This is a genomic window from Paenibacillus sp. MT86 (genome assembly GCF_058792535.1).
The window spans coordinates 4,335,358-4,349,903 of sequence record NZ_CM179499.1 but is presented as its reverse complement, the minus strand read 5'-3'; the positions used below and the strand labels follow the sequence as shown (position 1 = coordinate 4,349,903).

Sequence of the window (14,546 nt, the reverse complement as noted above, 5' to 3'; positions counted from 1 at the left end):
TTATGAAAGGTGAGGCGAATATCGTATGAAACCGAAAGCGCAAATTGTTAATCTTCCCGTATATCAGCCCGGGAAACCGATCGAAGAAGTCAAAAAGGAATTAGGGCTGGATGTTGTCATTAAACTGGCCTCCAACGAGAATCCGTACGGCTGCTCGCCGCGCGCAACCGAAGCGATTACCGCCGAACTGGGAACGCTCAGCCTGTATCCGGACGGAAGTGCGGCCGATTTAACGGCTGAGCTTGCTGGCCAGCTGGGAATTGAACGCAATCAGATTATTTTCGGCTGCGGATCCGATGAAATCATTGCCCTCATTATCCGGGCATTCCTGCAACCGGGGGATGAAACCATCATGGCGGATCAGACCTTCTCGGTGTATAAAACGAATGCGGATATCGAAGGTGCGACATGCATCGAGGTGCCGCTGGTGGACGGTAAGCACGATTTGCCGGGCATGGCCAAAGCCGTTTCGGACAAAACCAAAATCGTGTGGGTGTGCAATCCGAATAATCCGACCGGAACCATCGTTTCCGAAAGCGAGCTGGTTTCCTTCCTGGATGAAGTCCCGGCCCACGTAATGGTTGTGCTTGATGAAGCTTATTATGAATATGTAACGGACGCTTCGTACCCGGACAGCATCAAGTTAATGGAGCGTTATCCGAATCTGGTCATCCTGCGTACCTTCTCCAAAATATACGGCTTGGCCGCCCTCCGGATCGGCTACGGCATCGGGCAGCAGGAAGTCATTTCCTTGATCAATCGGGTACGTGAGCCGTTTAATACGGGACGCCTGGCTCAAGTAGCGGCGAAGGCAGCCCTGAAAGATCAGGAGTTCGTAGCGAAATGCCGTCAAATGAATGCCGACGGGATCCATTACGTGCAAGGGGAATTTGATCGTCTTGGACTATCTTATTTTCCTGCGAACGGTAACTTCATTATGGTGGACGTGAAGAAGCCAGGCACCGAAGTGTTTAAGTCGCTGCTTAGCAAAGGCATTATCGTACGGCCTGGATTTGAACTGTATCCGAACCATATTCGCGTAACCGTAGGCTCCGAAGAACAGAACAAGGCTTTTATCGGCGCTTTGGAACAAGTGCTGAGCGAAGTGAATGCGCCAGCCTGATCGAATGACACAACAATAATCGCAGCTTGAAACGAGTGAGAGAGAACATGACAATGCAAATTTCCATATTCGGCGTCGGCTTGATCGGCGGTTCGTTAGCTTTAAACTTCAAAGGAAAACCTGGCATAACCGTTACCGGTTATGCCCACACCCAAGAATATGCCGACCAGGTCATTGCTAAGGGCGTCGTTGATAAGGTTACGCTTTCGGTAGAAGAAGCTGCCCAAAACGCGGACGTCATTTTTTTATGCGTTCCCGTAGGCAGTCTTGAGATGTACATGAAACGTTTGAGCGAAATGCGGCTGAAGCCGGGATGCATTATTACGGATGTTGGCAGCACCAAAGCAAGCATTGCCGAATGCGCATCCCAGCTTGCCTTTAAGGATGCGTATTTCATCGGCGGTCATCCGATGGCGGGCTCGGAGCGATCCGGTGTTGGAGCTGCCTCCACCGTATTGTTCGAGAATGCCTATTACGTGCTAACTCCGCCGGACGATGTCCCTCAGGATAAGCTGAACGTGCTTGTAGAGCTTTTGTCTCACACGCGTGCCCATATTGTGAAGGTAGAGCCGAGACTTCACGATGAGATCGTTGGAGCGATCAGCCATCTGCCCCATGTGATCGCAGTGGCGTTAGTCAATCAGATCAGCTCCTATAATGACGATAATCCGTTGTACCGCACCTTGGCTGCAGGGGGCTTTCGGGATATAACCCGCATCGCTTCCAGCGACCCGGTCGTATGGCGGGACATTCTATTAAACAATCGCAGGGTCATGCTGACGCTGCTGCAAGACTGGAATGAAGGAATCCGGCGATTCATGGATATGCTGGAGTCGAAGGACGGTGCTGCGATCGAAGAGGCTTTCCGCATGGCAGGGGAATTCCGCAGCGTACTGCCAGAACGGCGCAAGGGCATGATCGTGTCCCAATTTGATCTGTATTTGGACGTGCCTGACCATCCGGGCATCATCGGCCGCATCGCGACGGAGCTCGGGACGAACAGTATCAACCTAAGCAACATGCAGATTATCGAGAGTCGGGAAGATGTGCCGGGCGTGATGAGGCTTTCCTTCCGCAATGAAATCGAACAGGAGCGAGCTAAAGAGCTGTTGTTATCGCAAGGACACTCGGTGTATCAGTAATTTTCCGGTTGTTTTTAAACAACCGGAAATAAATGCGTTTTCAGTGTTGACAAAATGAAAACGTATACATATAATAAAAGTACAGTATGGTTTCTCTCCACTCCTATCCAAAATATTGCACTTTGTGCAACCGCCTTCAATGATGAAGGCGGATTTTTTTTGCCGATTTTCCTATCCGTGGAAAACCTTCTGCCACAAACCTGAACTTTTCTCCAATATGTGCTATAATGCTAGAGTGCTAGTGTAGAAGATTTGGGGAAATTGCCAAATACATAGAATAGTCAGACAACATGAGGCGTAACTATATATGGTTTGACGGTACTTTTGCACAAATCCTTGATTTTCCTCATGAAGGTGGAAATGACAAGGAATGGGCACCGGTGGGTGAAGGAGGAACGAAAAATCATATGACGGATTCCCAACTAATCCAAGAAATTAAGCAAGGCAATACCGAACTTTATTCCGAATTAATGAGGCGTTATCAGAGAAAAATATTGGCATTTGTCTATCATATGTTAAAAAGCTCGCACATGGAGCTAATGGCTGAAGATTTATGCTCGGAAACGTTCTACAAGGCTTTCCGGAGCCTGCATTCCTTCCGGGAAGTGGATGCATCCTTCTCGACTTGGCTCTACACCATTGCGCGCAACACCGTGCTGAGCGAACTTCGCAAGCATCGCAGCGGCACATTGCCCTTGGAGGAGAGCGGGGTCGTGCCAGTGGCGCCGCTGGAGGTCGCCCCGGAGCAGGCGATCCTGCGCAGTGAACGAGTACATATGGTAAGGGAAGCGATTAACAATTTACCGGAGAAACAGAGATCTGCGCTGATTCTTCGGGAGTATGATCAACTGGATTACCAGGAAATCGCAGATATTTTAGGTCAAAGCGTCAGTTCGGTTAAGTCACTGTTGTTCCGGGCCCGCGGCAGCGTCAAAATTCAGCTCGAACCCTATTTTTATGAGCCGGTTTTTGAGGATCTGAGAGGGATGAAGAACAGATGACTTGCAATGAAGCCCAAGAGCTGATGGAAACGGTCTGGGATTTACCGGACAACGATCTGCGGCGACAACGGCTGATTGCACATGTTCAAACCTGTAGCTCATGTGCAGCGGAGTACGAAATGTGGGTGGAAAGCCAGAACATGGTTCATGCCCTGGAGCATGAGATTCCCGACATGGACGCTGAACAGATCAACCGCAACGTGATGGACCGCATTTATCGCGATTTTCCCTGGCTGGTGGAGGAAACGTCCAAGAGCCGGGCGGTAAGCCGGGTGTTCCGGAAGCGGCTGACGCTGATGATTGCCGGTTTTCTGGCCTTGTTCGTTTGCAGCTTTGTTTATTTTGCAGCGACGGGCAATCAACCGGATCCGGTTCCGGAAGCCGTAACGACAGGGATTATCCCTACAGGCGTAGCGGATACGGCCCAAGGCTTGAATACCAAGGACGATTACAACATCCCAAAAACCAACAGCGGCATTATTGATCCTTTTGTGGTTGATATGAGTCCCACTCAGCCAGAATACTGGATGATACTTTCCCTTTTGGGAATCGGATGCGCTTTGTTTTTCCTAAAAAGACTAAATCGGGTCAGAAGATAAAATATGGATAGGATGGAGGAGAGGCGGCATGCAGATCGGCTTGGTTCGCCATGGATTAACGGATTGGAACGCTCTAGGCAAAATCCAAGGCCAAACGGACATACCACTGAATGAGGAAGGCCGTCGTCAAGCGCGTTTGCTTGGGGAAAGGCTTCTGCAGGAGCATTACCGATGGGACTTCGCGATCAGCAGCGGGCTCTCCCGCGCTGAAGAAACCGCGAAAATTATTTCGTCCATGCTGAACATTCCCTTGGCGCCGCCGGATAACCGCTTGCGTGAGCGCAAGTACGGTCAGGTGGAAGGCTTGACAGCGGAAGAGCGTGAAACCCGGTTCGGTGCCGATTGGCACATGTTGGATCTGGGCCAGGAAACGGATCTGGAGCTTCAGTCCAGAGGGCTTGTCTTTCTCGATGATATGTGGCATAAACATCCGGAAGCCAATATTCTTGTTGTCAGTCATGGCGGTTTTTTAGCGCAGTTATACAAGCTGGTGTGCCGTGGTGCCCTGAGCGAACGGATCGGCAATCTGTCGCTCACCGTCCTGGAGAGAAAAGAGGATGACTGGTCTCCCTTGCTGTTTAACTGTACCAAGCATCTGTTGACGAACCAATCGTAAATATGAGCGTGTATTAGTAGAAGGAGCCTTCCGACGGGAAGGCTCCTTCTTTATGTTGGATAGGTTGAGGTTTACACTTCGGCGATTAAAATAAACCGGTGCTGCTGGACCTCGAAGTAGCCATTGGTCCGGATCATCCGGTGAATATGATGTAAAGGCTCGATATAGCGCTCCACCTTAAAATCAGGAATCTGCCAGGGAATCGCTATCAAATAATAAACCAGTGCGCCGATGTCGTAAAATCGCTGCGGTAAAAAGTCCTCGCGGCTGAAGGTAATCTTGAACCCGTGATCCTGCAGCTCTTGGGCCGCTATGGCCAGGTTCCAATGAGCGAACTCTTTATTCAGCGGAACGCCAAGCGATTCGTTAATCCCATAACAATCGGTTCCGCCGGATTGCTGGGTTACAAACACCCCGCGATCGTTCAATATTCTTCTTACTTCCGCTGCCGAATAGGATTCATGCTGATTGATGATCAGGTCAAAATAACGATCCTTTAAAGGAAGCGAGGAATCTTCTTCAAAGTAGACAACGTTTACACCCAGCGGCTCGAGTCTTTGCTTTGCAATCTGAACGTTCGGTTTGTACCCTTCGGTGGCATAAACGGATTTCGGGAGCGGCTGCAGGGAGGATAAGAATTCTCCTCCTCCCGTACCCATGTCCAGCATCGTAGCGGCATTTCGCATCAAAGGAAGCACCACGCTGCCCAAAGACCAGGGGAGAGCGTGGGACTGCATGCGGCCGGAAGCGGTAATACGCGAAAAATCCCATCCCGAAAAATGGTGATCCATGTTTTGAATGAACTTTAAAAATTCAGCATCTTTTATCATCTCTGCATAACCTCCAAGTCATTTATCATGAATAAGTTTCTTCATATAAAATGCTCTTAAGGGAGGTCCGCGGATTCGATTCGCACCAAGTTATATTTCGTGTTCCTGCGTTCTTATCATGATGATCCTCCTGTATGGATGGAATCAGCCCGTCTTAAAAAAGCTGGGCTTCATTTTGTATTCGTTATAAAAACATCAAGTGCGGTTTCCTGTAACCGTTTGTATGTATTCTATCATTTAATAAGAGAGCATAGTCATTTCTATATAGAAATAATCAAAAAATATTTCATCAAACCGACGAGCATCAGGTATCAAAAGTCCGAAACCTTCCCATAATGGTTGTAAAACGGCGAGGCGATGGAAGATGAATCTAGCGGATATGCTCACATATGCCGATATTGGACAGCTTAGCAATATAGCGAATCACTATGATTGTGACGCTAAGCGGAATTCGAAGCACGAATTGATCCAGAGCATCCTGTCCAAGCTCGGGCGAAGAGAGTTTTTCGAGGAGCAGGTCAGCAGCTTGTCACCGAGCGATTTGCGTTTTCTGAACAATCTGGTCTTTGACACTCGAACAGGCTACAGCCTGGAAGAACTGACGGCCGCCATCCGTCATACGGCGGATTTGGAGGAGAAAGAAGATAAAGCCTCTTCAAACAAGAAGGCAGCTGCCGCCAAAACGGAAAGTCCGCGGGAGGCGGTCGCGCGTTATCGCCGGAGCGGCTGGCTGTTTAACGGTTTTACCCATTCCACTAAGTATTTGTTTCAAGTGCCCTCGGATTTGAAGGAGCGGTTCCGCGATGTGCTGCGGGAGCGGCTTCATCAAAATCTGCAGCGATTGCCGCATGATCCGGAAGCATACCGGGATGAGCAGGGACTAGCCGCGGAAGATCTCAAGCTGATTCTTAAATATGTAGGCGGGCACGATATCGAGCTGAACCAGGAAGGATTCATGTACAGGCGAAATCAGCAGCAGCTCATGAGTACGCTGCATATTTCGGAGCCGTTGATTACCAAAGGAGCGTGGCGGTTCGGGTATGGCCGTTCCTGCATTGAATATCCCGACCGATTTGCGCTGCTGTACGATTATGCCTACGCCAAAAAATGGATCAGGGAAAACCACGCCCGGTTGATCCTGAGTGAAACCGGAGCCTCGTTTCTTGAGGAAGGAAATCAAGTTAGCGTGATACAGATATTCCGGTTTTGGTTAAGACTGTATAAAGGCGCAATTCCCAATATATCTTCTCTTGTTTACTGGATAAGTCAGTGCGCAAGAGATTGGGTCACGGCAGCCTCGCTTTACGAATCGCTGGGCTGGCTAATCCGTCCTTTCTATTATGATAGTCCGCAAAACATCTTGGAGCAGCGGATTATCCGCATGCTGATGCATTTGGGGATGCTCAGAATAGGGGAGAGCCAGAGCATGGGAACATCATACAAAATGACCGCGCTTGGATTGAAGGCAGCGGAAGCCGGCATACATATCAGCGATTCGAATGATGATCTGATCCTCTAGCATGGTTGTTTGGACAAGTTCGCAGCAGCCGTAAATATGTTGGAAGTTAAGCAATTAAAGGGAAAGAATATAAGCTATACGCAAATTTAGTTTGGAGGTGCATCCTAATGGATAAGATGAAGGTTACTTACGAGGTTATGTTAGGTCTGGCGGCCGAAATGGTGTGGGACGAGGCATTGCGCAAGCATCGGAGCGAAGAGCTGTACAAGGAAATCGACGAAGCGCTGGCTTCCGGCGACGAAGTGGCTTTCCGAACCCTGACGGATGAACTGAGGACTTTGAATTGAAGAAATGCTTTATCGCATTTCTTCTTTTTTTTGCCTAACCTGCCCTTTCACTCGTATAATGAAGACAAAATCATGATGAGTGAGCAGAAAGGAATGTATCTTGCATGAAATTTAGTGAAGTGGACGAGCAGACGTGGCCGGAGCTGAAACCTTATTTTGATACCTGTCTGATTCCGTTTACCGGACTTTCGGGTACGGAAACGCCATGGGAGGCGACAGCCGCGCTGGAACGGCTCCGGGATTTTATGGATATGGCAGAAATTCCGTTTAAGGGAAGATTGGTTACATATCCTGCCGTACAATATGGAAATACTGAAGATATGAAGCTTCTAAATGAAGTTTGTCACAATGTCAAATCCATCGGCTTTAAGTTCGTGGTGGTCATGACAGCCGATTCCGAGCTCTCTATAGAGGATGTGCCCGAAAGCACGCTTGTCCTGTCGCGGCGCAGGCTGGAAGGCAGTGACTCGATCCCTATGCCTGCCATCGTATCAGGACAGATCAGCGAAATGTGGCAGCAGGAAAGCCGTGTTGAATTGTGACAAAAAACCAACAATTTATGAAAGGGCTATTGGAAGCGAACCCAAATTTGGGATTCAAATTCTTGACGGTCTTGGGTGCCTAAGATATTATTAGTATGTCCTAGTAAGTCGTGTGATTTTAATCATTGATGACACTTAAGAACGGTTGACAAAGGGGGTTGAACACAGAATGAGCAGCAACCACAATGACGAGCATGAAGAATCGCACAATCCACCCCGACAGAAAGAGATGTCCCGCAGACAATTTCTTACATACACGTTGGGCGGTGCCACAGCTTATATGGCTGCTGGAGTAGTTTTGCCAATGCTCCGCTTTGCCGTTGATCCGATTCTTCAAAATAAGGAAGAAGGGTCTTTTGTAAAAGTCGCGGAAGAGAGCAAAATTACCAACGATCCACAGGAATTCCATTTCGAGCTCAAACAGCAGGACGGCTGGTACAACAGTACAGCTACTTTGACGGCGTGGATTCGTAAGAACGATCAAGGTGAAATTGTAGCGCTTTCACCGATTTGTAAGCATTTGGGATGCCTTGTTGGATGGAATAACAACAAGAATTTCCCGGATGAATACCACTGCCCTTGCCACGGTGCGCGTTATACACCGGACGGTAAGAACCTGGCAGTCGCGCCGAAGCCGCTTGACCAGTACGAGACGAAAATCGAGAACGGCTGGATTTACCTCGGCGCCATCGTGCCAAATACCGTAGTTAAATAGGAGGCGTAGATTCAGATGTTGAAGAATGTCTACAACTGGATTGATGAACGTCTCGATATCACGCCGATTTGGAGAGACGTTGCAGACCACGAGGTACCGGAACACGTAAACCCGGCGCATCATTTCTCCGCGTTTGTGTACTGTTTCGGCGGCTTGACGTTTTTTATCACAGTCATCCAGATTCTGTCGGGAATGTTCCTGACGATGTATTACGTACCGGATATCATAAACGCTTACAACAGTGTCGAGTACCTGCAAACACAGGTTGCCTTCGGACAGATTGTCCGCGGCATGCACCACTGGGGCGCAAGCTTGGTAATCGTTATGATGTTCCTGCATACGATGCGCGTGTTCTTCACCGGCTCTTACAAAGCGCCGCGTGAAATGAACTGGGTCGTTGGTATGCTCATTTTCTTTGTTATGCTCGGCCTTGGTTTGACAGGCTACCTGCTGCCATGGGATAACAAAGCTTACTTCGCTACAAAAGTTACACTGGAGATTGCGAACTCCGTACCTTGGCTTGGACCTATCATTAAAGAATTGCTGCAAGGCGGTACGATCGTAGGTGCCGAAACGCTGACGCGTTTCTTCGCTATTCACGTATTCTTCCTTCCGGCTGTCCTTCTTGCCTTATTGGTAGGACACTTTATCATGATCCGCAGACAAGGTATTTCCGGTCCACTATAAGAAGAAGGGAGGCGCATATTTATGGCACATGGTCATAAATCTGATGAAAAAGTAGTTTATGTCGGCGATTCGCGTGTGAAAAAAGGCAGCGGTTGGGTTACGCCGCCGGATTACACCGCATATCCCGGCAAATCAGAAGCGTTCATTCCTAACTTCTTGTTGAAGGAATGGATGGTTGGTGTAGTTGTATTGGTCGGTTTCCTTGTTCTGACCATCTCGGAACCGGCACCGCTTGGTTATCCGGCGGATCCGGGGGCTTCGGTCATTCCGATGCCGGACTGGTACTTCCTGTTCCTGTATGAATATTTGAAGCTTCCGTACGCATCCGGTGATTATGTGGTACTCGGCACGATTGGCGTTTCCGGCGTGGCCTTTGGCTCATTGCTCCTGGTTCCGTTCCTGGATACAGGGAAAGAGCGGAGGTTCTACAAGAGACCTATCACTTCGGCGCTTATGATTCTGTCGTTGTTTGCCGTCATTTATCTGACCAATGCTGCATGGACGCATTATCAGCATGAACTGGAAGCTACAGGCCAGAAGCCGGAGCATATTCAGCGGGAAGAAGAAGCTCACGAGAAGCGTGCCGCTGGTCTGCCAACTACCAGCGGCAAGCAGCCTGAAGACAGCATCGTAGCGATTGTGGATAAGGATAATCCTGCAATGGAGACCTTTAAAACGGCTACTTGTATCTCCTGTCATGCTGCAGATTTGAAAGGGGCATCCGGACCGTCGCTGCGCGGCGTCGGTGACACCCATACAAAAGAAGAGATTGTGGCGATCATCGAAAATGGCCAAGGCAGCATGCCGGCTATGAAAGAAACGGCACTCTCTGCTGGAGTTACTGAAGAACAACTCGACCAGCTGGCGGATTGGCTCGCAAGCCAAAAAGCAGAAGCGGCTGCAGAGTAGCATGCATTAAAGAACCTGACCGTATTACGGTCAGGTTCTTTTTTAAATGCGTACGATAGATGAAATATGTCCCTGGTTTAGGTATAATCGGCATTAGTCTAAAGAATACAGGAACAGGATTGGAGGACCGAGTTTGTCAATTTCGTTTTTATGGAGCCGGGAATTTCTAAGCAAGCGATCGATTCTCTGGCTGCTGCTCGTATGCAACGTACTTGGAACGATCTATGGATACATATGGTACGGCGCTCAAATGGCCGATACGGTGGAACATGGCTACATATGGCAGGTCGTATTCGTGCCGGACAGCCCGACGGCCAGTTTGTTTTTCAGTTTGGCGCTTTTGCTGCTTCTCTACCCGCCTCGGAGCCTCGGCGGCGCGTTGTTTCAGCAATTCATAGAGGCACTGGCAGTCGTCACATCGGTGAAGTATGGCATATGGGCAGTTGTTATGATATTTGCCGGACAAGCCCAAGGAGATGTGCTGGCATGGCAGGATTGGATGCTTGTCGCTTCGCACACGGCGATGGCAGTAGAAGCCTTGCTGTTCGTCCGATTGTTTCATTACCGCTGGACAGCCCTAACCGGGGCCATTGCCTGGACGCTGCTGAACGACACCGTCGATTATACATATGGCGTGTTTCCGTGGCTGCCCGGTCCGTTATATGATGACCTGCCAGCCGTCCAGCTGTTCACTTATCTATTGACGCTCTTCAGCGGTTTCGCCGGCTGGATCTTCATGAAATACGGGAATCCCAAGCAACGCTAGCTGTTTCGCCGGCACGGTTCTATGAGCATCCCTTCTGCCATACATATACGGTAGGAGGGATGTCCCATGTTACGAATCTTTCCGAAGCTCCTTCTGTGCCTGTCCGCACTGCTTCTGCTGGTTACCGCAGGCTGGGGTAATCCCATATGGGCTAGCCCGGCGGCAAACGGACAGTCGGAGTCTTCGCCCGCTGCATCCATTCAGGCCAAAGCGCTGAACAAGGAGGTGGAGCAGTTATACCGCCATGTGGAGGAAGGCAATGTACAAGCCGTGTTAGAGGATATTCGCCGGGTATCCGGGCTGTTTGAGGCTTCCTCATTTCAAGGATTGACCGGCGTCGAAGGGATCCACGCGTTGGCTGAGAGCATTCTGGAGATGAAAGAAGCTACGGCACGGGCGACGCAGGAGCCCCAGCACTGGATGGTGTCCGCCGGCAAGCTCCGAATGGCAGCGGATAGCCTGATCCATGCCAGGGATGCGTTATGGCATCAATATTACAAGGTCATACGCGAAGACCTGAGAGTCATGGGACAGTATGCGCAGCAGCACGATCAGGCTGGCATGAGACGAGCCTACGACAGCCTGAGCGAGCATTATGAGCTCATCCGTCCTTCCGTTGTCATTCAGCGCAAGCCCGAGGATGTCAACATGATGGAATCTTGGATTTCCTATGCAGGGGGGCTGGTGGCATCCGGAGACGCGGCGCAAGTGGAGAAAGTGGTCCCGCAGGGCGAGGAAATGATGAATATGTTATTCGGCAAGAAAAAAGACGAGCCTGCGCTTGCTCCGCTGGGAGAGGTTAAAGAGCCATGGACTTGGCAGCTGGTCATTGCCGCTTTTATTTTGGCGGCATTAACGTTTGCAGGGTACCGCAAATACCGCGGCCAGCTGTACAGCGCAAAGCCGATGTTCCCCCGAAAGTAGTCGAATATCCATCATGGTCCGAATAGCCCGGTGCAAACCGGGCTATTCCTCTTTAAAACCTTCCCCGTGCACGTCATTGACATCATTAATGATAATAAAAGCCCGAGGGTCCAAGGATTTGGCGATTCCCGTAAGGCGGCGAATTTCCTGCCTCGATACGACGCAGTATACCATATGCTTGGCTTGCATGGAGTAGGCGCCGATAGCCGGGATCAGCGTGACCCCACGATCCATTTCCGTGGATATGCGATTTGCGATATCAGGCGCACGGTCACTGATGATGGTGAAGGCTTTGGCAGCATAAGCCCCTTCCTGTATGAAATCGATCACCTTAGAAGCGATGAACACGGCGACCAGGGTATACAATATGCGCTCGAGCGGGATAAAGAATAAGGATAGACCGATAATCAAAATATCGAGGGATAAAATGATCTGGCCCATGCTGAAGCCGAATTTCCGGTTGATGATTCTGGCAATGATGTCGGAGCCGCCAGTCGTCCCGCCGAACCGGAAGACGATGCCGAGCCCGGCCCCCAATGTCACTCCAGCATAAAGCGCAGCCAGAATATAATCATGCTCGGTGTGAAAAGGCACGACATACCCGCGGTCGATCAGTAATTCGAACAGCCACAGAAACAGGGTTAAGGATGCGATGCCGAGTCCTGTATAGACAGACTGGCGTTTGCCGAGTATTTTCATTCCGACCAGGAACAGCGGGATATTCAATGCCATGGTTGAAATGGACGGCGATATGTTAAAGGCGTAATTTAGCAGTACGGTAATGCCGGTGACCCCACCCTCCATGAGTTCATTCGGAATGATGAAATACAGCAGTCCGAATGCGTATATGGCGGAACCGGCGATGATCGGAATGATCGTTTGCAGCTGATGGAGCAACTTGGACGTTTTCATAAGACCCCTCGCATTTCCAATAGTGGATATTTCCGATTGTCTGCAGATTGCTTCGCACCTGTCTAGTATGCGCCGATATGGTTTCAGCAATAAAAAATTATTTGTTTTCAAATCCGCTTTACGATAACATAGGTTTAAAACCAATCGCTCGTATGAAAGAAGACTGCCCCAGCTTGAAGGTTACAAGCTGAGGCTGACTGTGCAGTGAAGGGAGTTAAGAGTCTTGGGAAAATCAATGGCTGAAATGCAGCAGGAAGTCGATCGATACATATCACAATTCAAGGAAGGTTATTTCAGTCCTTTATCCATGATGGCCCGAATGTCGGAAGAGGTGGGGGAACTCGCCCGAGAGGTTAATCATCAGTTCGGCGAGAAGCCGAAAAAAGCGGATGAAGCGGAAAATTCCATCGAAATGGAGCTCGGAGATATATTGTTTATTACGATCTGTTTTGCCAATTCCCTCGGCATCGATCTCGCGGAAGCGCATGATAAAGTGATGCATAAATTTTCTACGCGCGATGCCGATCGTTGGACGAAAATAAACACCGATTAGGCAGCTGCTACATATGCTGTACCAAACCCGCTGTGGGGAGGGACAGCCCGTGAAACCTGAAAGTTATATACAAAAAGCATATCGATGCATACTTCAAAATGATTTCGAAGAAGCGTTGCGTTGGTTTGAGCAAGCGATCATCGCGAATCCGGGAGATGCCGAAGTGCATTATCGGTGCTCCATTACCTACGGCAGAAGCAACAAGCTGGAGATGGCGATTACGCATGCGGAGGAAGCCGTCAGGCTGCAGCCGGACAAACCGGAATATGCTCTTCATTTACAGCATATCAAGGCTGCGGAGCTGGTGCAGCGAGCAAGAAAAATGGTGGAAAACCGCAAGGATGTGACCAAGGCTGAATTGTATCAAGCCGTTGGACATCTGAAATCCGCCGTAGCCATGGACCCTTTGTATGCTCAGGCTTATGTATGGCTTGCTCTTGTTTACAGTGAACTCGATGAGCATGCGCTCGCCATTACCACGCTTAAAGAGGTGATTTCGTTGTACCCGCAGGAGAGCGGGCTGCAGCATATTATGGAGGAACTCAAACAGCGCTTGAAATCATATATGCAGGATACAGCATCGGATGGAAAGTGAGGATATGTAACATGGCAAACAAATGGACAGTTGCGGTCGTCGGTGCCGGCGGCCGTATGGGTAAAGAAGTAGTGAAGCTTGTATTGGGCGACGAGGAACTGGAACTGGTTGCTGCCGTCGGCTTGTCGGATGCGGGTGCCGATGCAGGAACGCTGGTAGGTCTGCCTGCTTGCGGCATTACGGTGACATCGGATCTGGAGATGGCGCTTGTCGAGTCCAAACCGGACGTCATGGTTGATTTTACGGCGCCTCAATTTGCATACAGCAATACGGCGTTGGCCATCAAGCACGGCGTTCGCCCGATCATGGGCACGACCGGCTTCACGCCGGAGCAAATCGAAGAGTTGGACAAGCAATGCACGGAACAGAACATTGGCGGTTTGATCGCGCCGAACTTTTCCATCGGAGCCATTCTGATGATGAAATTTGCAGCCCAGGCGGCCAAATATTTGCCTCACGTTGAAATTATCGAAACCCATGGCGACCAGAAGCTGGATGCTCCGTCCGGAACATCGATCAAAACAGCGGAAATGATTGCGGCGAACCGCGAGGAGATTCGTCAAGGCAATCCGAAGGAAGAGGAAGTCATTGAAGGTGCAAGGGGCGGGTATTACAACGGCTTCCGAATTCACAGCGTTCGTCTGCCGGGCGTTTTTGCCCAGCAGGAGGTCATTTTTGGCGGTTACGGTCAAAGCCTGAAGATCCGACATGATTCGTATGAACGTGCAGCTTATATGCCGGGCGTGAAAATGGCTATAGAGAAGGTAATGGGCTACACCGGATTGGTCTATGGATTTGATCATTTTATTGACTAACATAGGGGAGA

At 49.8% G+C, this 14,546-nt stretch carries 18 protein-coding genes; 16 read left to right on the top strand and 2 right to left on the bottom strand.

Going from position 1 to position 14,546, the window contains the following annotated elements:
* Positions 1 to 25 precede the first annotated feature (25 nt).
* The 5 genes from hisC to AC3RCL_RS19270 all read left to right on the top strand — a co-directional run bounded on the left by hisC (position 26) and on the right by AC3RCL_RS19270 (position 4,481).
* The gene (gene hisC / locus AC3RCL_RS19290; protein ID WP_492531407.1) at positions 26 to 1,123 is read left to right on the top strand and encodes a histidinol-phosphate transaminase; all 1,098 of its coding nucleotides are present in this window, start codon (positions 26 to 28) and stop codon (positions 1,121 to 1,123) included.
* 53 nt (positions 1,124 to 1,176) lie between these two features.
* Positions 1,177 to 2,265 (top strand): prephenate dehydrogenase, encoded by a 1,089-nt coding sequence (locus tag AC3RCL_RS19285; protein ID WP_492536411.1) that lies wholly within the window; start codon positions 1,177 to 1,179, stop codon positions 2,263 to 2,265.
* A gap of 407 nt (positions 2,266 to 2,672) precedes the next feature.
* Complete coding sequence (locus AC3RCL_RS19280; RefSeq protein WP_015734542.1) at positions 2,673 to 3,266, top strand: RNA polymerase sigma factor; 594 nt, start codon at positions 2,673 to 2,675, stop codon at positions 3,264 to 3,266.
* Entirely contained in the window at positions 3,263 to 3,865 is a 603-nt protein-coding gene (locus tag AC3RCL_RS19275) for an anti-sigma factor family protein (RefSeq protein ID WP_036665620.1), read from the top strand. Before AC3RCL_RS19280 ends, AC3RCL_RS19275 begins: the two co-directional genes overlap by 4 nt.
* Positions 3,866 to 3,893: 28 nt before the next feature.
* Entirely contained in the window at positions 3,894 to 4,481 is a 588-nt protein-coding gene (locus tag AC3RCL_RS19270) for a histidine phosphatase family protein (RefSeq protein ID WP_096773290.1), read from the top strand.
* A gap of 71 nt (positions 4,482 to 4,552) precedes the next feature.
* On the opposite strand, the gene AC3RCL_RS19265 is transcribed toward AC3RCL_RS19270, so the two are convergent.
* Positions 4,553 to 5,311, bottom strand: a complete 759-nt coding sequence (locus AC3RCL_RS19265) for a class I SAM-dependent methyltransferase (protein ID WP_492531404.1) — start codon at positions 5,309 to 5,311, stop codon at positions 4,553 to 4,555.
* A 364-nt stretch (positions 5,312 to 5,675) separates the two neighbouring features.
* On the opposite strand from AC3RCL_RS19265, the gene AC3RCL_RS19260 reads away from it, so the two are divergent.
* The 8 genes from AC3RCL_RS19260 to AC3RCL_RS19225 all read left to right on the top strand — a co-directional run bounded on the left by AC3RCL_RS19260 (position 5,676) and on the right by AC3RCL_RS19225 (position 11,660).
* Positions 5,676 to 6,830 (top strand): hypothetical protein, encoded by a 1,155-nt coding sequence (locus AC3RCL_RS19260; protein WP_192572468.1) that lies wholly within the window; start codon positions 5,676 to 5,678, stop codon positions 6,828 to 6,830.
* Positions 6,831 to 6,937: 107 nt separating this feature from the next.
* Complete coding sequence (locus AC3RCL_RS19255) at positions 6,938 to 7,117, top strand: IDEAL domain-containing protein (RefSeq protein ID WP_009595190.1); 180 nt, start codon at positions 6,938 to 6,940, stop codon at positions 7,115 to 7,117.
* 104 nt (positions 7,118 to 7,221) lie between these two features.
* Positions 7,222 to 7,659, top strand: a complete 438-nt coding sequence (locus AC3RCL_RS19250) for a DUF2487 family protein (protein WP_213577775.1) — start codon at positions 7,222 to 7,224, stop codon at positions 7,657 to 7,659.
* A 169-nt stretch (positions 7,660 to 7,828) separates the two neighbouring features.
* On the top strand, positions 7,829 to 8,374 hold the full coding sequence (locus AC3RCL_RS19245) for a Rieske (2Fe-2S) protein (RefSeq protein WP_015734548.1): 546 nt from the start codon (positions 7,829 to 7,831) through the stop codon (positions 8,372 to 8,374).
* A 15-nt stretch (positions 8,375 to 8,389) separates the two neighbouring features.
* A complete protein-coding gene (gene qcrB / locus AC3RCL_RS19240) occupies positions 8,390 to 9,061 on the top strand; it encodes a menaquinol-cytochrome c reductase cytochrome b subunit (protein WP_006209500.1) in 672 nt (223 codons plus the stop codon).
* Between the two features lie 21 nt (positions 9,062 to 9,082).
* Positions 9,083 to 9,970: a menaquinol-cytochrome c reductase cytochrome b/c subunit gene (locus tag AC3RCL_RS19235; protein WP_009595210.1), complete on the top strand. Its 888-nt coding sequence runs from the start codon at positions 9,083 to 9,085 to the stop codon at positions 9,968 to 9,970.
* Positions 9,971 to 10,103: 133 nt separating this feature from the next.
* Positions 10,104 to 10,736, top strand: a complete 633-nt coding sequence (locus AC3RCL_RS19230) for a DUF1405 domain-containing protein (protein WP_015734550.1) — start codon at positions 10,104 to 10,106, stop codon at positions 10,734 to 10,736.
* Positions 10,737 to 10,802: 66 nt separating this feature from the next.
* Positions 10,803 to 11,660 (top strand): sporulation protein YpjB, encoded by an 858-nt coding sequence (locus tag AC3RCL_RS19225; protein WP_015734551.1) that lies wholly within the window; start codon positions 10,803 to 10,805, stop codon positions 11,658 to 11,660.
* A 42-nt stretch (positions 11,661 to 11,702) separates the two neighbouring features.
* On the opposite strand, the gene AC3RCL_RS19220 is transcribed toward AC3RCL_RS19225, so the two are convergent.
* Positions 11,703 to 12,572 (bottom strand): YitT family protein, encoded by an 870-nt coding sequence (locus AC3RCL_RS19220; RefSeq protein WP_015734552.1) that lies wholly within the window; start codon positions 12,570 to 12,572, stop codon positions 11,703 to 11,705.
* A gap of 223 nt (positions 12,573 to 12,795) precedes the next feature.
* Between AC3RCL_RS19220 and AC3RCL_RS19215 the strand changes: the two genes are divergently transcribed.
* Genes AC3RCL_RS19215 through dapB form a run of 3 tightly spaced genes read left to right on the top strand, consistent with a single transcriptional unit; the run spans position 12,796 to position 14,535 of the window.
* Positions 12,796 to 13,125, top strand: a complete 330-nt coding sequence (locus tag AC3RCL_RS19215) for a nucleotide pyrophosphohydrolase (protein ID WP_015734553.1) — start codon at positions 12,796 to 12,798, stop codon at positions 13,123 to 13,125.
* A gap of 49 nt (positions 13,126 to 13,174) precedes the next feature.
* A complete protein-coding gene (locus tag AC3RCL_RS19210; RefSeq protein WP_009595137.1) occupies positions 13,175 to 13,720 on the top strand; it encodes a tetratricopeptide repeat protein in 546 nt (181 codons plus the stop codon).
* Positions 13,721 to 13,731: 11 nt separating this feature from the next.
* Positions 13,732 to 14,535 carry a 4-hydroxy-tetrahydrodipicolinate reductase gene (dapB, locus tag AC3RCL_RS19205; RefSeq protein WP_009595251.1) on the top strand — a complete coding sequence of 268 codons (804 nt, stop codon included), beginning with the start codon at positions 13,732 to 13,734 and terminating at the stop codon, positions 14,533 to 14,535.
* Positions 14,536 to 14,546: the final 11 nt, after the last annotated feature.

Coding starts and splice junctions, on each gene's coding strand:
- dapB (WP_009595251.1), top strand. CDS start 13,732: ATGGCAAACAAATGGACAGTTGCGGTCGTCGGTGCCGGCGGCCGTATG.
- hisC (WP_492531407.1), top strand. CDS start 26: ATGAAACCGAAAGCGCAAATTGTTAATCTTCCCGTATATCAGCCCGGG.
- AC3RCL_RS19285 (WP_492536411.1), top strand. CDS start 1,177: ATGCAAATTTCCATATTCGGCGTCGGCTTGATCGGCGGTTCGTTAGCT.
- AC3RCL_RS19275 (WP_036665620.1), top strand. CDS start 3,263: ATGACTTGCAATGAAGCCCAAGAGCTGATGGAAACGGTCTGGGATTTA.
- AC3RCL_RS19235 (WP_009595210.1), top strand. CDS start 9,083: ATGGCACATGGTCATAAATCTGATGAAAAAGTAGTTTATGTCGGCGAT.
- AC3RCL_RS19220 (WP_015734552.1), bottom strand. CDS start 12,572: ATGAAAACGTCCAAGTTGCTCCATCAGCTGCAAACGATCATTCCGATC.
- AC3RCL_RS19270 (WP_096773290.1), top strand. CDS start 3,894: ATGCAGATCGGCTTGGTTCGCCATGGATTAACGGATTGGAACGCTCTA.
- AC3RCL_RS19245 (WP_015734548.1), top strand. CDS start 7,829: ATGAGCAGCAACCACAATGACGAGCATGAAGAATCGCACAATCCACCC.
- AC3RCL_RS19225 (WP_015734551.1), top strand. CDS start 10,803: ATGTTACGAATCTTTCCGAAGCTCCTTCTGTGCCTGTCCGCACTGCTT.
- AC3RCL_RS19265 (WP_492531404.1), bottom strand. CDS start 5,311: ATGATAAAAGATGCTGAATTTTTAAAGTTCATTCAAAACATGGATCAC.
- AC3RCL_RS19250 (WP_213577775.1), top strand. CDS start 7,222: ATGAAATTTAGTGAAGTGGACGAGCAGACGTGGCCGGAGCTGAAACCT.
- AC3RCL_RS19255 (WP_009595190.1), top strand. CDS start 6,938: ATGGATAAGATGAAGGTTACTTACGAGGTTATGTTAGGTCTGGCGGCC.
- AC3RCL_RS19280 (WP_015734542.1), top strand. CDS start 2,673: ATGACGGATTCCCAACTAATCCAAGAAATTAAGCAAGGCAATACCGAA.
- AC3RCL_RS19260 (WP_192572468.1), top strand. CDS start 5,676: ATGAATCTAGCGGATATGCTCACATATGCCGATATTGGACAGCTTAGC.
- qcrB (WP_006209500.1), top strand. CDS start 8,390: ATGTTGAAGAATGTCTACAACTGGATTGATGAACGTCTCGATATCACG.